This window comes from Mycobacterium sp. PS03-16 (assembly GCF_004570325.1).
Lineage (GTDB): Bacteria > Actinomycetota > Actinomycetes > Mycobacteriales > Mycobacteriaceae > Mycobacterium.
In genome coordinates, this window is record NZ_SPQO01000037.1 from 1 (window position 1) to 15,126 (window position 15,126).

Annotated in this window: 15 protein-coding genes and 1 pseudogene; 9 read left to right on the plus strand and 7 right to left on the minus strand. The window is 71.6% G+C overall.

Annotated elements, in window-relative coordinates:
• The 7 genes and pseudogenes from E4P42_RS22605 to eccE form a co-directional block, all read left to right on the plus strand.
• Positions 1-507: pseudogene (locus E4P42_RS22605) on the plus strand (hypothetical protein); the annotation flags it as partial.
• Positions 504-797, plus strand: a complete 294-nt coding sequence (locus E4P42_RS22610; RefSeq protein ID WP_135128351.1) for a type VII secretion protein EsxS — start codon at positions 504-506, stop codon at positions 795-797. The pseudogene E4P42_RS22605 and the gene E4P42_RS22610, both read left to right, overlap by 4 nt.
• A gap of 31 nt (positions 798-828) precedes the next feature.
• Entirely contained in the window at positions 829-1,116 is a 288-nt protein-coding gene (locus E4P42_RS22615) for a WXG100 family type VII secretion target (RefSeq protein ID WP_135128352.1), read from the plus strand.
• Between the two features lie 37 nt (positions 1,117-1,153).
• Positions 1,154-2,032 (plus strand): ESX secretion-associated protein EspG, encoded by an 879-nt coding sequence (locus tag E4P42_RS22620; protein ID WP_135128353.1) that lies wholly within the window; start codon positions 1,154-1,156, stop codon positions 2,030-2,032.
• Positions 2,014-3,420, plus strand: coding sequence for a type VII secretion integral membrane protein EccD (gene eccD, locus E4P42_RS22625; protein WP_135128354.1), 1,407 nt, complete (start codon positions 2,014-2,016; stop codon positions 3,418-3,420). Before E4P42_RS22620 ends, eccD begins: the two co-directional genes overlap by 19 nt.
• 38 nt (positions 3,421-3,458) lie before the next feature.
• On the plus strand, positions 3,459-4,787 hold the full coding sequence (mycP, locus tag E4P42_RS22630; RefSeq protein ID WP_167759585.1) for a type VII secretion-associated serine protease mycosin: 1,329 nt from the start codon (positions 3,459-3,461) through the stop codon (positions 4,785-4,787).
• Entirely contained in the window at positions 4,784-5,710 is a 927-nt protein-coding gene (eccE, locus tag E4P42_RS22635; protein ID WP_135128356.1) for a type VII secretion protein EccE, read from the plus strand. The genes mycP and eccE overlap by 4 nt, the downstream gene beginning before the upstream one ends.
• On the opposite strand, the gene E4P42_RS22640 is transcribed toward eccE, so the two are convergent.
• The gene (locus E4P42_RS22640) at positions 5,711-6,904 is read right to left on the minus strand and encodes a S9 family peptidase (RefSeq protein WP_167759581.1); all 1,194 of its coding nucleotides are present in this window, start codon (positions 6,902-6,904) and stop codon (positions 5,711-5,713) included. It abuts the gene before it with no gap.
• A 133-nt stretch (positions 6,905-7,037) separates the two neighbouring features.
• Between E4P42_RS22640 and E4P42_RS22645 the strand changes: the two genes are divergently transcribed.
• Complete coding sequence (locus E4P42_RS22645) at positions 7,038-7,421, plus strand: nuclear transport factor 2 family protein (RefSeq protein WP_167759582.1); 384 nt, start codon at positions 7,038-7,040, stop codon at positions 7,419-7,421.
• Between the two features lie 39 nt (positions 7,422-7,460).
• Positions 7,461-8,225, plus strand: coding sequence for a trans-aconitate 2-methyltransferase (locus tag E4P42_RS22650; RefSeq protein WP_135128359.1), 765 nt, complete (start codon positions 7,461-7,463; stop codon positions 8,223-8,225).
• On the opposite strand, the gene cysC is transcribed toward E4P42_RS22650, so the two are convergent.
• The 6 genes from cysC to E4P42_RS22680 form a co-directional block, all read right to left on the minus strand.
• Positions 8,222-10,081 (minus strand): adenylyl-sulfate kinase, encoded by a 1,860-nt coding sequence (cysC, locus tag E4P42_RS22655; protein ID WP_135128360.1) that lies wholly within the window; start codon positions 10,079-10,081, stop codon positions 8,222-8,224. The two genes, E4P42_RS22650 and cysC, sit on opposite strands and share 4 nt — an antisense overlap.
• Positions 10,082-10,124: 43 nt before the next feature.
• The gene (cysD, locus tag E4P42_RS22660) at positions 10,125-11,045 is read right to left on the minus strand and encodes a sulfate adenylyltransferase subunit CysD (RefSeq protein ID WP_135128361.1); all 921 of its coding nucleotides are present in this window, start codon (positions 11,043-11,045) and stop codon (positions 10,125-10,127) included.
• Positions 11,042-11,845, minus strand: coding sequence for a Stf0 family sulfotransferase (locus E4P42_RS22665; RefSeq protein ID WP_135128362.1), 804 nt, complete (start codon positions 11,843-11,845; stop codon positions 11,042-11,044). The genes cysD and E4P42_RS22665 overlap by 4 nt, the downstream gene beginning before the upstream one ends.
• 51 nt (positions 11,846-11,896) lie before the next feature.
• Positions 11,897-13,282, minus strand: coding sequence for a sulfatase (locus E4P42_RS22670; RefSeq protein WP_135128363.1), 1,386 nt, complete (start codon positions 13,280-13,282; stop codon positions 11,897-11,899).
• A 103-nt stretch (positions 13,283-13,385) separates the two neighbouring features.
• On the minus strand, positions 13,386-14,618 hold the full coding sequence (locus tag E4P42_RS22675) for an MFS transporter (protein WP_209305851.1): 1,233 nt from the start codon (positions 14,616-14,618) through the stop codon (positions 13,386-13,388).
• Positions 14,615-15,097 (minus strand): hypothetical protein, encoded by a 483-nt coding sequence (locus tag E4P42_RS22680; protein WP_135128364.1) that lies wholly within the window; start codon positions 15,095-15,097, stop codon positions 14,615-14,617. The genes E4P42_RS22675 and E4P42_RS22680 overlap by 4 nt, the downstream gene beginning before the upstream one ends.
• Between the last annotated feature and the right edge of the window lie 29 nt (positions 15,098-15,126).

The following is a 15,126-nucleotide window of genomic DNA, read 5'->3' on the forward strand; positions in this document are numbered from 1 at the left end:
GTGCGGTACGCGGTGCCCGGGGGCGACCCGGGCGAGGGCTTCACGCCGACGGTGCGCGACTCGACCGGCGCCAAGGCCCCCGCCTCGGACATCACCGCAGCGGCGTCGGCGGCGGCCGCCGCCGCGGCCGCTGCCCGCCGGAAACGCCGCAGGCGCAAGGTCGCCGAGGTCAAGGGCCGCGCGTACGCCGACGCCTATATGGACTACGAACCCGACCCCGACCTCGACGAACCGCCCGTCGCACCGCGGGTGGCGGCGTCCGCGCGCGGTGCGGGCCCGATGGGGTTCACCGGCGCGGCGACCGCACGGCCGGACACCGCGGTGGGCGGCCTGACCACCCTGTCCGCGGACGCGTTCGGCAACGGCCCGGCCAGCCCGCTGCTGCCCGGCACGTGGGACGCCGAGGATGCAGAGGACCCGGAAGGGGGGACCGCGCACCTGAGCGAACCGCCCGTACCCGACCGTCCGACGCCCCGTCGATCCCTCCGCCGAAAGGAACAACCATGAGCATGCTCGACGCCCACATTCCCCAACTCGTCGCCTCCGAGGCCGCGTTCGGCGCCAAGGCCGCGCTGATGCGCAGCACCATGGCCCAGGCCGAACAGGCCGCCCAGTCCTCCCAGGCCTTCCACATGGGCGAGTCCGCGGCCGCCTTCCAGGCCGCCCACGCCCGCTTCATCGAGGTGTCGGCGAAGATCAACGCGCTGCTCGACATCGCGCAGGTCAACCTCGGCGACGCCGCGGGTACCTACGTCGCCGAGGACGCCGCGGCCGCCAGCACCTACACCGCCATCTGACGCCCGCCTTCACGACACTTCAGGAGATCCGATGTCTCAGATCATGTACAACTACCCGGCCATGCTGGCGCATGCGGGCGAGATGTCCGGCTACGCGGGTGCCATGCACGCCGTCGGCGCCGACATCGCCAGTGAGCAGGCCGCACTGGCCGGCGCCTGGCAGGGCGACACCGGGATGACGTACCAGGCCTGGCAGGCCCAGTGGAACGCCAGCCTCGAGGAACTGGTGCACGCCTACCGCGCGATGGCCAGCACCCACGAGATGAACACCATGTCGATGAGCGCGCGCGACATGGCCGAAGGCGCCAAGTGGGGCTGAGCCGCCCGGCCCGCGATCCGATGTGGCATCAGGTGCCGTGGGACCCAACGCCGTCGAACTGACCGACGCTGCGGCCTGGTACCTCGCCGAGGTGATCGGCGCAGGCACCTTCCCCTGGGTGCTGGCGATCACACCGCCCTACAGCCAGGAGGCCGAGCGGGCGTCGTTCGCCGAGGACACGGCGGCCCGGCTCACCGCGCTGGGCGTGCTCGCCGAGGACGGCGGCGTCGACCCGAGGGTGGCCGACTGGCTCATGGTCGTGTGCCGGGCCGAGCAGTGGCTGGACCTCCGATTCGTCTCGGGTGCAGGCGATCTGCTGCGCGGCGTGGTGGCACGCCGGGCGGGACGCACGGTGGTGGCGCTGCGCAACCGCGAGCTGGTGACGTTCACCGCGATGGACATCGACCACCCGCATGCGCTGGTGCCCGTGCTGTGCGCCGGGCTGTCGCATCGCGCGCCGGGCCGGTTCGACGAGTTCACGCTGCCGATGGCGGTCGGTGCGCGGGCCGACGAACGGATCCGCCGGGGCACGCCGCTGGCCGAGGTGCTCGACTTCCTGGGTATCCCGGCGTCGGCGCGGCCCGTGGTGGAGGCGGCGTTCGACCCGGCCCGGCGCAGCTACGTCGAGATCGTCGCCGGTGAACACCGCGACGGCCACCGGGTCAGCACCGACGTCGGCGTCAGCATCGTCGACACCACGGCGGGCCGGGTGCTGGTGAGCCCGCAGCGGGCATTCGACGGGGAGTGGGTGTCGACGTTCGCGCCGGGCACCTCCTTCGCCATCGCCGCCGCGGTCGAACGCCTGACCGGCGCTCTGCCCAGTGGGCCCTGGTTCCCCGACCAACCCCTGACCCGAGACTTCGACGACCACGACACGAGAGAACCGAGAACACGACAATGTCCGACAACACTGTGATGCCGATCGTGCGGGTGGCCGTGCTCGCCGGCGGCGACGACGGCGGCCGGCTCACCGAGATGGCCCTGCCCTCGAATCTGGCGCTGCGCGAGATCCTTCCGGCCGTGCAGCGGATGGCGCGCCCGCACGACGACGCCGAGGACTCCACACCCGATCCGACGAGGCTGAGCCTGGCGCCGATCGGGGGAGCGCCGTTCAGCCTCGACGCGACCCTGGACACCGTCGGTGTCGTGGACGGTGACCTGCTCGCGCTGCAGCCGGTGCCTGCGGGTCCGGCCGCGCCGCGCATCGTCGAGGACATCGCCGACGCGGCGGTGCTGTTCTCGGCCGCACAGGAGAAGCGTTGGGGCGCAGGGCACATCCAGCGCGCCGCCGCGGCCGCCGTGGTGCTGTCGATCCTGACCGCCACCGGGCTGGGGGTGGCGCACCGCGTCGTCACCGGCGACCTGATCGGCCTGTTCGTCGTGAGCGCCGTCGCGATCGCCGCGGTGCTCGGCGCGCTGCTGGCCCGCTCCACGTCGCCCCGGCTGGCCAGCGCCGTCGCGATCGCCGGCCTGTTCCCGGTGACCGCGGCCTTCGCGCTGGCGGTGCCCGGTGACTTCGGCGCGGCCCAGGTGCTGCTGGCCGCCGCGGGCGTCACCGCGTGGTCGGTGATCAGCCTGACCACCGGTGAGCGCGCCGTCGCGCTGTTCACCGCCACGGCGGCCACGGGCTTCGGTGTGCTGCTGGCCGCGGCCGCCGCCACGGTGTGGACGCTGTCGAGCACGGTGCTCGGGTGCGTGCTGGTGTTGATCGGACTGCTGGTGACCGTGCAGGCCGCACAGCTCTCCGCGATGTGGGCGCGGTTCCCGCTGCCCGTGCTGCCGGCCCCGGGTGATCCGACGCCGTCGGCGCAGCCCCTGCGGGTGCTCGAGGACCTGCCGCGGCGGGTCGCGGTCAGCCAGTCCCACCAGACCGGATTCCTGGCCGCCGGGGTGCTGCTGAGCCTCACCGGATCGCTCGCGCTGGTCGGCCCGTCGGACGCGTCGCCGTGGGCGTGGTACGTCGTGGTGGCCGCGGCCGCCGGTGCGACGCTGCGGGCCCGGGTGTGGGATTCGGCGCCGTGCAAGGCGTGGCTGCTGGCCCACCCCGTGCTGCTGACCGTCTCGCTGGTCGTGCTGTTCGCCGCCACCGACCGCTTCGACGCGGCGTGGTGGGCGCTGCTGGCGCTCGTCGTGATCGTGGCGGCCGTGACGGTGGTGGCACTCAACCCCTCGATCGCCTCGCCGGACACCTACTCGCTGCCGATGCGGCGGCTGGTCGGCTTCGCCGCATCGGGCGTCGACGCCTCGCTGATCCCGGTGATGGCCTACCTGATCGGGCTGTTCGCCTGGGTGCTCAACAGGTGATCCGGCCCTTGGCGCTGCTGACCGTCACGGCAACGGTGATGCTGCTCAGCGCACCGCCCGCAGGCGCGATCAGCCCGCCGCAGGTCGACCCCGGGGTGACGCCGCCGTCGGGCAGCGCGGGACCGGTGCAGCCGATGGCGCAGCGCGGTGACTGTGTCGTCGCCGGTGTCCTGCCCGGCAGCGACCCCGGGGCGGTGAGCCCGAACGTTCTGGCGCTCAACCTGTCCGGCGCGTGGCAGCACAGCCGCGGGGCGGGGCAGACGGTGGCGGTCATCGACACCGGCGTGCAGCCGGGGCCGCGACTGCCCGACGTGGATCCGGGTGGCGACTTCCTCGGCGCCACCGACGGACTCACCGACTGCGACGGCCACGGCACCCTGGTCGCCGGGCTGATCGCCGGTAAGCCGGGCGCCGACGGGTTCTCCGGCGTGGCGCCCGACGCCCGAATCCTGTCCATCCGGCAGAACTCACCGCGCTTCGCGCCGGCCGCACCCGGTGAGGATCCCGCGATCACCCGGGCCGCCGTCGATGTGGCCGGCCTGGCCCGCGCCGTGGTGCGCGCCGCCGACCTCGGCGCCCGCGTCATCAACATCTCCGTGGTGACGTGTCTGCCCGCGAACCGCACCGTGGACCAGACCGAGCTCGGGGCCGCGCTGCGCTACGCCGCCCGGGAGAAAGACGCCGTGATCGTGGCCGCGGCGGGTAACCACCGCGGCGGCGTGACCACCGGGTCGGCGTGCGAGTCGAACCCCCCGACGGATCTGAGCCGGCCGGGCGATCCCCGCAACTGGGGCGGTGTCACCTCGGTGTCCATCCCGTCGTGGTGGCAGCCCTACGTCCTGTCGGTGGGCTCCCTGACCAGCACCGGGCAGCCGTCGGACTTCACGATGGCCGGACCGTGGGTCGGCATCGCCGCACCGGGTGAAGCCATCTCGTCGGTGAGCAACACCCCCGACGGCGGGCTGGCCAACGCGTTGCCCGGCGACCGCAACGAGCTCTACCCGGTCAGCGGCACCAGCTACGCCGCGGCCTACGTGGCGGGGGTGGCGGCGCTGGTGCGCAGCCGGTTCCCCGAGCTGACCGCCGAGCAGGTGGTGCAGCGGCTGACCGCGACCGCCCACGGCGGTCCCCGTTCGCCGTCGAGCGTGGTCGGCGCGGGCAGCGTGGACCCGGTCGCGGCGCTCACCTGGCAGCTGCCCGCCGGCACCGCCGCCCCGGCGGGTCCCAGACCCGTTGCGGCACCGGCTTTGCCGTCCGAACCCGATCGCACCCCTCGAACGGTCGCCCTGATCGGCACCGCGGTGCTCGCGTGCGCGGTGCTGGCCGCCGTGGTGGTGACCCGACGACGAAAGGACACGGCCTCATGACGGCCAGGATCACGTTGGCGCTGCTGTTCGTCATCCCGGCGGCGCTGGCGTACCCGTGGGATACGACCATCGACCGCTGGGTCCTGGGCGCGGCGATCGTCGCCGTCGTCGTCCTGTTCGCCTGGTGGCGAGGGCATTTCGTCACCGAGCTGGTGCGCCGTCGCCTGGCGATCGTGCGGCGCAACCGCGGCCGTGGACACGCGCCGCATTCCGGCCGGTACGAGACGGCGGTGCTGCGCGTGGACGCCGGACCGGACGATGCGCTGCCGGTGCCGCTGCTTGCCGGATACGTCGACCGCTACGGGCTGCGGGCCGACAAGGTCCGGCTGGTCAGCCGCGACGCGGCCGGCGTGCGCACCACCTGGATCGCGCTCACCCTCGGCGCCACCGACAATCTCGCGGCACTGCGGGCCCGTTCGGCCCGGCTGCCGCTGCGGGAGACCACCGACATCGCCGTGCGCCGGCTGGCCGACCACCTCCGCGAGATCGGCTGGGACGTCAGCGCGGTCGACGACGCCGAGTCGCCGGTGCCGCCGTCGGCGCGCGAGACGTGGCGCGGGCTGCGCGACGAGTCCGGATTCACCGCGGCCTACCGGGTGCGGGTGGACGGTCGGCTGGCCGAGACGTTCGCCGCCGTCGCGGCGCAGCCGGCCACCGAGGTGTGGACGGCCCTCGACATCACCGGGACCGCGACCCATCCCGAATTGATCGCCGGCTGCGCGGTGCGCACCGCGGACCGCCCGCCGGCCGGTGCGCCGGTGGCCGGGCTCACCCCGCAGCGCGGCAGGCACCGGCCGGCTCTGCAAGCGCTGCACCCCTTCTCGACCTCGCGCCTGGAGGGTGACACCGCGCGGCCCGGCGCCGATGCGCCGGCACCGCTGTCCTGGCCGGTGACCGGCCGCCGCACGGCCGAGGTCGGCTAGTCAGTCGAACATGAAGTCGCGCAGGAACCGAGTCATCCGCCGCAGGTAGTCGGGCTGGCTGACGTGCAGCAGGTGGTTGCCGGGGAACCAGTGGAACGCACACCGGTCCCAGTGCCGCCACAGCAGCTCGGCCTGCTCGGGCGGCGCGAGCCGGTCGCCGAGGCCGGTGATGATGAGCCGGCGCTCGCGCGGGACCAGCGGTGGGTAGTTCAGCGGTGACGGGTAGCGCGACGCCGCGGCCTCCAGGTCCGGGTCGATGCGGGCGACCCGGCGGTTGAGGGCGACGAGTTTGTTGGCCGGGAACCACTCGTCGACCGTGCGGTCCGGCGTCACCACCGGGACATTGGGAATCACCGCCTGGATCCGGTCGTCGACGCACGCCAGCAGCGCCGAGGTGAAGCCGCCCAGCGAGATGCCGGTGACCGCGACCCTGTCGACGCCCGTGAACTCGAGATGATCGATGAGCGACCGGAAGTCGTGCACGGCCTGGGCCATCGACTCGGCGAAGCCGGCGAAGCCGTTGGCGAAGAAGCCGTAACCGCTGTACGGCGAGTTCTTCTCGGCACGCCGGCCGTGAAACGGCAGCGTGTAGAGCAGCACGTCGTAGCCGGACCGGTAGAACCACGGCAGCGCGAGGAACAGTCCGTTGGCCAGGTAGGCCGACCCCATGAAGCCGTGGATCACGCACAGCGTCGGCCGCGGTCCGTCGGTGTGACGCCAGTGCTGGGCGTGCACGATGTTGTTGCGCGCATAGCCGCGGCACCGGTCGCGCAGCGCCGGGTTGACCGCCTCGAAGCTGCTGCGGAAGCGCAGGTTGTGGACGTGGCCGTGCGCGGTCCACTCGGCCACGGGGTTGGCCGGCCGCGACGCGATGCGCGGTGGCTCGGTGGGCGCGGGAAACGACAGTTGCGGATCCTGCGCGGCGGCGAGTTCCCCGTAGAACCGCAGGTGCTCGGCATCGGTGCGGGCCGCCGCGGGCCGCACCGCCGAACCGATCAGCGACGGCAGCATCGCCGCACCGACCAGCGAGGCGACCCCGGTGCGCAGCGCCACGTCCGCCGCCGCCGACGAGTCGACGATCAGCCGCTGACGCAGGGTGAGGTCGATGCGGCGCGGCAGGCCGCGGGCCCCGGCGTCGCCGCCCGCGACATCGGGGAACCCGACGGGCGGATCGACCGGATCGGTCACAGACACTGGTTGCCCTTTCTGACCGGTGCGCCTTCCGCACAGGTGCGCGGTTTCGGCGATGGTATGTCATTTGTGACGATCGTCTGACGGCCCGTGTCGGCGGGTCCGCGCCGGGTATCGCGTGGTCATGCACGACTTGATGAAGCGATTCGTGACCGCGCTCGGCGAACTGCACGAGAACCGGGACGTCGACCCGCTGGTCGAACTGTTCAGTGACGACGCCACGCTGACCAAGGCGGGCATCCCGCACGGTCAGCACGGAAAGGATGGGGCGCGCACGTTCTGGCAGCAGTACCGCGACGTGTTCGACTCGATCGAGGCGACGTTCCGGCACACCGAGGACGGGGAACGCACGGCGTTCCTGGAGTGGACCTCGACCGGCACGCTGCGCGACGGCACCGACTTCGCCTACGACGGGGTGAGCGTGCTCGAGTCCGACGGCGACACGATCGACGCGTTCCGCACCTACTACGACACCGCGGCGTTCCTGTCGGCCGAGAAACGCCGCGCGCTGGGCGCCTGAGCGCGCCCGGCCGTCGCCCGCCGGTGCGAGACTGACGGCATGTGGAACCCCGAGGTCTACCTGTCGTTCGCCGATCACCGGGGCCGGCCGTTCTTCGACCTGCTCGCGCGTATCGGTGCCGATGCGCCCCGCCGGGTGGTCGACCTCGGCTGCGGGCCGGGCAATCTCACCGCCGACCTGAGCCGGCGCTGGCCGTCGGCGGTGATCGAGGCGTGGGACTCGTCTGAAGAGATGGTGGCCGCGGCCCGGGAGCGCGGCGTGGCCGCCGAGGTCGGGGATGTGCGGGACTGGCAGCCCCGGCCGGACACCGACGTCGTGCTGAGCAACGCCACCCTGCAGTGGGTGCCCGAACACGCCGACCTGCTGACCCGGTGGGCGGGCGCGCTGGGCTCCGGATCCTGGCTGGCGATGCAGGTGCCGGGAAACTTCGATGCCCCCTCCCACGAGTCGGTGCGGCAGCTCGCCGGGCGGGAGCCGTGGGCAGAGCCCCTGCGCGACATCCCGTTTCGGGTCGGCAAGGTGATCGACACCCCGTCCGGGTACGCCGAGTTGCTCACCGATGCCGGCTGCACCGTCGACGCCTGGGAGACCACCTATGTGCACGAGCTGACCGGTGCGCACCCGGTCCTCGACTGGATCACCGGCACCGCGCTGCGGCCGGTGCGCAGCCGGCTCACCGACGAGCAGTGGGAGCAGTTCCGCGCCGAGCTGATCCCACTGCTGGCGGCGGCGTATCCGGCGCGGCCGGACGGGCGGACGTTCTTCCCGTTCCGCCGGGTGTTCGTGGTCGCGCGGGTGAATTAGCGCGTGGCGTCGAGCAGGTCGATCACCCGGGCCACCAGTTGGTCGATGTCGGCGTCGGTGGTGTCGAGCACCAGATCGGCGTTCTCGGGTGGCTCGTAGGGGGCATCGACCCCGGTGAGCCCCTTCAGTCCACCGGCGCGGGCCCGCGCGTAGAGACCTTTCGGGTCGCGCTTCTCGCACTCCTCGACCGGGGTGGCGACGTACACCTCGAGGAACGGCAGTTTGGCCGCGTCGTTGAGGGCGCGGGCTATCTCGCGATCGGACTTCAGCGGCGACACCAGCGACGCCAGCGCGACGACACCGGCGTCGGCGAACAAGCGCGTGAGATGCCCGACGCGCCGGATGTTCTCGGCACGGTCACCGGCCGAGAAGCCGAGATCGTCGGACAGGCCGTGGCGGATGTTGTCACCGTCGAGGAGATAGGCCACCTGACCCGATTCCACCAGCGCGCGTTCCACCGCCACCGCGATCGTCGACTTCCCCGAGGCCGGCAGGCCGGTGAACCAGATGGTCGCACCCCGCTGACCGGTGGACTTCCACCGGTGCCCGCGGTCGAGCGACGAAGGGTGCCAACGGATGTCGTTGCGGGTCTGCACGCCGGGCTTGACCTCGCGGGGCTCGAGGATCGTGCCCGCCCCGACGGTGTCGTTGCTCGATTCGTCGATGAGGATGAACGCGCCGCTGTCCCTGTTGTCGGCGTACGCATCGGCCACCACGACCGAACTGGTGCGCAGCGTCACGCTCCCGATGTCGTTGAGGACCAGTTCGACCGGATTGTCGAACTCGTCGAGCGTCTCGGGGTCGAGCCGGCTGTGCAACGCCTGCACCGTCGCCCGCACCGTGCGGGTGGCCTGCTTGAGGGCGACGCGGTCGCCGGCGCGTAAGGGCGCATCCGAGAACCAGCAGACCGTGGCGTCGAGTTCACGGGCCGGCACCGGCAGCGTCGCATCGTGCGCGCCGCTGACGAACACGTCGCCGCGTCCGACGTCGATGTCGTCGGCCAGCTCGATGGACACCGACAGCGGTGCCACGCCGACGGGCCGCCCGTCGTCGAGGGTGTCCACCACGGTCACCGTCGAGCGGGTGCCCGCCGGCAGGCTGATCACCGGATCGCCGACACTGAGGGTGCCCGCCGACAGGCGGCCGGTGTAGCGGCGGCGCTGCTCGGCCGTGGGTCGGGACACCCACTGCACAGGCAGCCGCAGTTTACTCGGCTCGGGTTGAGGAGCACTGAGTTCCACCGCCTCGAGATACTCCAGCAGCGTCGGCCCGTGGTACCACGGCGTGTTGACGGACCGTGTGACGACGTTGTCGCCGTGTTTGGCGGCGATCGGGATGACGGTGATGTCGATACCGCCGAGGCGCTCGGAGAGTTGGTGCAGTTCTCTGCGCACCTCGGTGAACCGTCCTTCGTCGAAGTCGACGAGGTCGATCTTGTTCACCGTCGCGACGAAGTGCTTGATGCCCAACAGTTTCGCGATGCGCGCGTGCCGGTTGGTCTGGCGCAGCACACCGGCCCGCGCGTCGACCAGCAACACCGCGACGTGCGCATTGGACGCCCCGGTGAACATGTTGCGGGTATAGCGCTCGTGACCGGGGGTGTCGGCGAGGATGTAGCTGCGGTTCTCGGTGGAGAAGAACCGGTAGGCGACATCGATCGTGATGCCCTGTTCGCGTTCGGCGCGCAACCCATCCGACAGGGCGGCCAGGTCGGCGATGCCCTCGGCGTCCGTGACGGCCTCGAGGTGGTCGAGCGGCAGGCTGTCGGTGTCGTGCAGCAGCCGGCCGATCAGCGTGCTCTTGCCGTCGTCGACCGATCCGGCGGTGGTGATGCGCAGGAGCTGGCGTGTGCTCATGCTGTCTCTCCCGTCGCTACGCTGCGCTTCGCTAGCCCTGACATCAGAAGTACCCCTCGCGTTTCCGGTCCTCCATGGCCGCCGCGGACGTGCGGTCGTCGGCGCGGGTCTCGCCGCGTTCGGACACCGTCGCCGCCGAGATCTCCTCGATGACGCGTTCGATGTCGGTCGCGCGTGAGCGCACGGCGCCGGTGATCGTGAGGTCGCCGACGGTGCGGTAGCGCACCCACTCCTCGGCGGCGGTCTCACCGTCGGTGGGCCGGGCGTACTGCGACACCGCGAGCAGGATGCCGTCGCGCGCGAAAACCTCACGCTCGTGGGCGAAGTAGATCGACGGCAACTCGAGGTTCTCCAGCTGGATGTATCGCCACACGTCGAGTTCGGTCCAGTTGCTCAGCGGGAAAACCCTGACCTGTTCGCCCCTCTTGATGCGGCCGTTGTACAGCGACCACGGTTCCGGCCGCTGTGCCCGCGGATCCCACTGCCCGAATTCGTCGCGGAAGCTCAGGATGCGTTCCTTGGCGCGGGCGCGTTCCTCGTCGCGGCGGGCGCCGCCGAACGCGGCGTCGAAGCCGCCCTCCTCCAGCGCGTCGAGCAGGGTGCGGGTCTGCTGCCGGTTGCGGGAGGCGCCCGGGCCCGGATCGGGCACCCGGCCCTTGTCGATCGACTCCTGCACCGAGGCCACGATCAGCCTGTGGCCCTGACCGGTGACGCGGCGGTCACGGAACTCGATGACCTCGTCGAAGTTGTGGCCCGTGTCCACGTGCATGACCGGAAACGGCAGCGGGGCGGGCCGAAACGCCTTCTCGGCCAGCCGGAGCAGGACGATCGAGTCCTTACCCGCGCTGAACAGCAGAACCGGCCGCTCCAGCTCGGCGACCACCTCGCGGATGATGTGCACGGCTTCGGCCTCGAGCAGCCGAAGCTCATCGACCCGCAGCGTCTCGATGTCGGCGACACTCATGTCGGTAATCCCTCCCTCTGCGCGTCGGCCCGGTACCGGTCCACCCACTCGTCGGAGCGCTGATCGGCCTGGCGTTCCAGCACCGGCGCCGGCGCCAGGCGTGGATCCTGGCCCAGCTTCTCGAGGATCTCGGCGACCACCTCGGTGAGGTTGGGCCACAACACCGGATAGGGCACGTCCATGAACTCGACGTCCTCCTCGGCGAACCAGGCGCGCCAGCCCTCCTCCTGGGCGCGCAGCATCGTCACGACGTGCGCGATGGCCCCGGCGTGATACTCGGCCCTGGCGTCGCGCACCGGGTCGGGGCGACCGCGCCACACGCGCGTCTGCACCGCCCGCCAGAAGGACACCGCCTGGGAGACGACGTCGGGCCGGTAGACGTGAATCAGGACGGGATCGCTGCCCACCACGTCGCGGATCGCGGCGAGCAACCCGTCACCGGACCGGTCCGGGAGGTCCTTGGCGCGGTCGAGCAGCAGCGGCGTCTGGTTCCACATCAGCTTGCCGCCCCACACCCCGTTGGGCGTGCGGCCGACGGTGCGGATGTAGTCGCGCCAGATCGTGGCCGGCGCGAGGTCGGGGGTTCCCTCGTCCAACGGGTCGAGCAGGCGCAGGATCGACTCGTCGTCGACGTCGGCGAACCACTCCCGCGGTTGGGGAGCCTGGCTGGTCTTGGGCAGGTACTGGAAGAACTCCTGGGGCTCACCGGCGACGCCGGTCGCACGCAACGACTCGACCAGCAGCGTGCTGCCGCTGCGCTGCGAGGCGAGTACCAGGTAGGCCGACGGCTTCGCGGACATGCGCGAGAGCCTAACCGCCTTGAATAACCCGCGCTGACCAGTGTGTATGGCTCACGATGAGTTTTTCTCTTGACCGGAATGATCGACCTCGATGCCGCGCTCGGCGGCGATGGCCGAGCGGCTGGTCACCTCGTGGCCGTGCAGCCGCAGATAGGTCTGCGTATAGCGTTCCGAGATCCGCGTTCCCGCGAAGTCCGACGGGATGACGTCGTTGGTCTTCACCCTCCAGTCGTCGAGCAACAGCGCGAGGTCGGCGGCGACGATCTCGGCGTCGCGTGCATCGTCGGCGGCCAGCAGGTTGTGCAGTTCTGCGGGATCGGCGCGCAGATCGTAGAGTTCGCGATCCGGTCGGGGGCCGCCCACCTGCGGCGCAACCCTGCGGCCGGGTGCGCTGTCGGCGATGTCCCACGGCATGTCGAGAAGCGGTCTGCGGGCGTAGTTCTCGATGTAGCTGTAGTCCTTGGTGCGGATCGCCCGGATGGGATCGAACGAATCGTGATAAGTCTTGGTCGTGTACACCGCGCTGCGGACCTGACGTTCGGGGACCGCCGTGAGGTTGCCGGCGTGCGAGAGACCGTCGACTTCAGCGGGAATCGGCACTCCGAGAACGTCGAGCAGGGTTGGTAGCAGGTCCACGCCGCTGAACAGGTCGTCGTAGACGCGCGGTCGGATGCCGGCGTCACGCGGTGGCCGGATCATGAGCGCGATGCCGGTGCCGGCGTCGTAGAGGGTGGATTTCGCCCGCGGCATCGCCGGGCCGTGGTCGGTCATGAACACCACCCAGGTGGTGCGGTCGAGTCCGGTGGCTTCCACGGTGTCGAGCAGGTGTCCGACTGCGGCGTCGGCGACGGTGATCGACCCGTAGAAGTCGGCGAGATCCTGGCGCACCTCGGCGTCGTCGGGCAGGTAGTCGGGGACCGTGACAGCGGAGGGATCGGCGGGCCGGTAGCGCTCGGGCGGATAGGGCCGGTGCGTTTCGAAGAACCCGGCCGTCAGCAGGAACGGTTGTGCCGGTGTGCTCTCCAGCCAGGCGGTCGCGTGCTCGACGACGTACTCGCAGTAGGAGTTCGACACGTCGAATTCGGCGAAGCCGAGCTTGGCGGGGTAGGACGTTTCGTGTTGCATGCCGAACAACGCGGTCCGCCAGCCGTTCTCGGACAGAATTTGGGGCAGTGTCCGGACGCCGGCGCGGTACTCCCAGCCGTGGTGCGCCAGGCCGACCAGGCCGTTGGACTGGGGGTAGCGGCCCGTGAACAGCGATCCGCGCGACGGTGAGCACAGCGGGGCGGTGGCGTGGGCGCGGGTGAACACGATGCTCTCCGCGGCGAACCGGTCCAGGCGGGGACTCGTGACGTCGTCATGGCCGTAGGCGCCGAGGTGCCGCCCGAGGTCGTGCCAGTGCACGATGAGCACGTTCGCCGGGTTCTTAGGACTCACATCAGCAACCTAGCCGCACCGACGGGGTCGGGGGTGTCAGGCGCCGCGGGGCAGGTACGTGGTCACCGCGTAACAGCGGCCCGGCAGGTCATCGACGATCACGTCACTCCCGCGCAACTGTCCGTTGGCGGCCGAGCAGGAGGATGGGGCCGAGGGTGGCCGCGGTGACCGCGCCGATGACGGCCAGGGTGGGGAAACCGGTCTGCGCGACGACGAGGCCGGAGAACAGGCCTCCGGCCGCGCCGGCGACCGCGATGAACAGGTCGACGGTGCCCTGGGTCCTGGCGCGGGCGCCGATCGGGGTGGCGTCGGTGACCGTGGTGGTGCCGGCGATCAGCCCGAGGCTCCAGCCGAAGCCGAGCAGCGCCAGCGCGACGGCGAGCGCGAGAACCGAGTGGGGTGGGGCGACGGCGGCCAGGACGCCGGCGGCCACGAGCGTGACGGCGGCCAGGCCGGCGGTGATGGCCGCGCCGACGCGGTCGACGAGGTAGCCGGAGACCGGCGCGGGTAGGTACATCGCGGCGACGTGGATGGAGATGACCAGTCCGGCGGCGGCGAGGTCGTGGTCGTGGTGCTGCATGTACACCGGGGTCATGGTCATGATCGCGACCATCACCAACTGGGTGATCATGATGACCGCCGCCCCGGCGAGCACGGCGCGGTTCCACGGCGACGCGCTGTCGGGGTCGTCGGCACCAGCGGTCTGCGGGGTACGCAGATCCACGGCAAGGCGTAAAGGGTCCGGCCGCAGCAGGATCCAGATGACGAGGCCTGCGGCGCCGTAGGCGACGGCGGCGAGCAGGAACGGTCCGGCCAGCCGGGGGACGCCGAGCGTGTCGGCGAGGTCGCCCAGCACACCGACGAGGTTGGGACCGATCACCGCGCCGACCGTGGTGGCCACGAGCACCGTGCTGACGGCGCGGCCCCGGTGGTCCTCGTGGGCGAGGTCCGCGCCGGCGTAGCGAGCCTGCAGATTGGTGGCGGTGCCGGCGCCGTAGACGAACAGGGTGGCGAAGAGTAGCGGGATGTTGCCCAGCACGGCGGCCAGGACGATGCCGACGCTGCCGAGCGCCCCGGTGACGTATCCGGCCGCCAACCCGGCGCGGCGGCCGAGGCGTTGCGACAACTGCCCGACGGCGGCGGCCGCCGCGGCCGATCCGATGGTGAACAGCGCGGAAGGCAGGCCGGCCAGGCCGGTCGAGTCGAGCATGTCCTGCGCCAGCAGCGCGCCGACGGTGATGCCGGCGGCCAGGCCGGCGCCGCTGAGGATCTGCGCCGCGACCAGGACGCGCAGCGTGCGCCGTTGGACGGCGTCGATGTCCGCCGGGGGCCTCACGGCCGGTAGGGCACTCCGACCGCGCGGAACACCCACTCCGGCGGGACGGTGTAGGCCAGCGAGCGGGTCGGCAGAGCCGCCAGCACGTCGTCGGGGACGTCGCCCCGGTAGTGCAGGCTCACCGTGCCGTGGCAGCGGGCGTCGATGTCGGCGAGGTCGGCCTCGATGTGCAGGCCGTCGGCGGAGACCTCCGCGCGCACCGGTCCGTCTTGGGCCTCGGTCCACGACTGGTCGATGGTCCGGCCGGCGAGCCCGGGCACCGTGGACAGGGTCCCCAGTACCCGCTGCCGGGTGAGCACCAGCGCGCCGGTGTAGCCGGACACGCTGCCCGTCGCGCGTTTCCCTGGGATGGAACCGCTGAACCGGCGGGTCACGGGGACGTACTCGGCGAGGTGCAGGATGCCCTCGGCCTCCGCGGCGGCCCGCATCTCGTCGGGCAATCTGCCGATGCGAAGCAGCTTTCGCACAAAGACGGCCATGGGCAGCCAGCCTATCTCCGTCGCGGCGG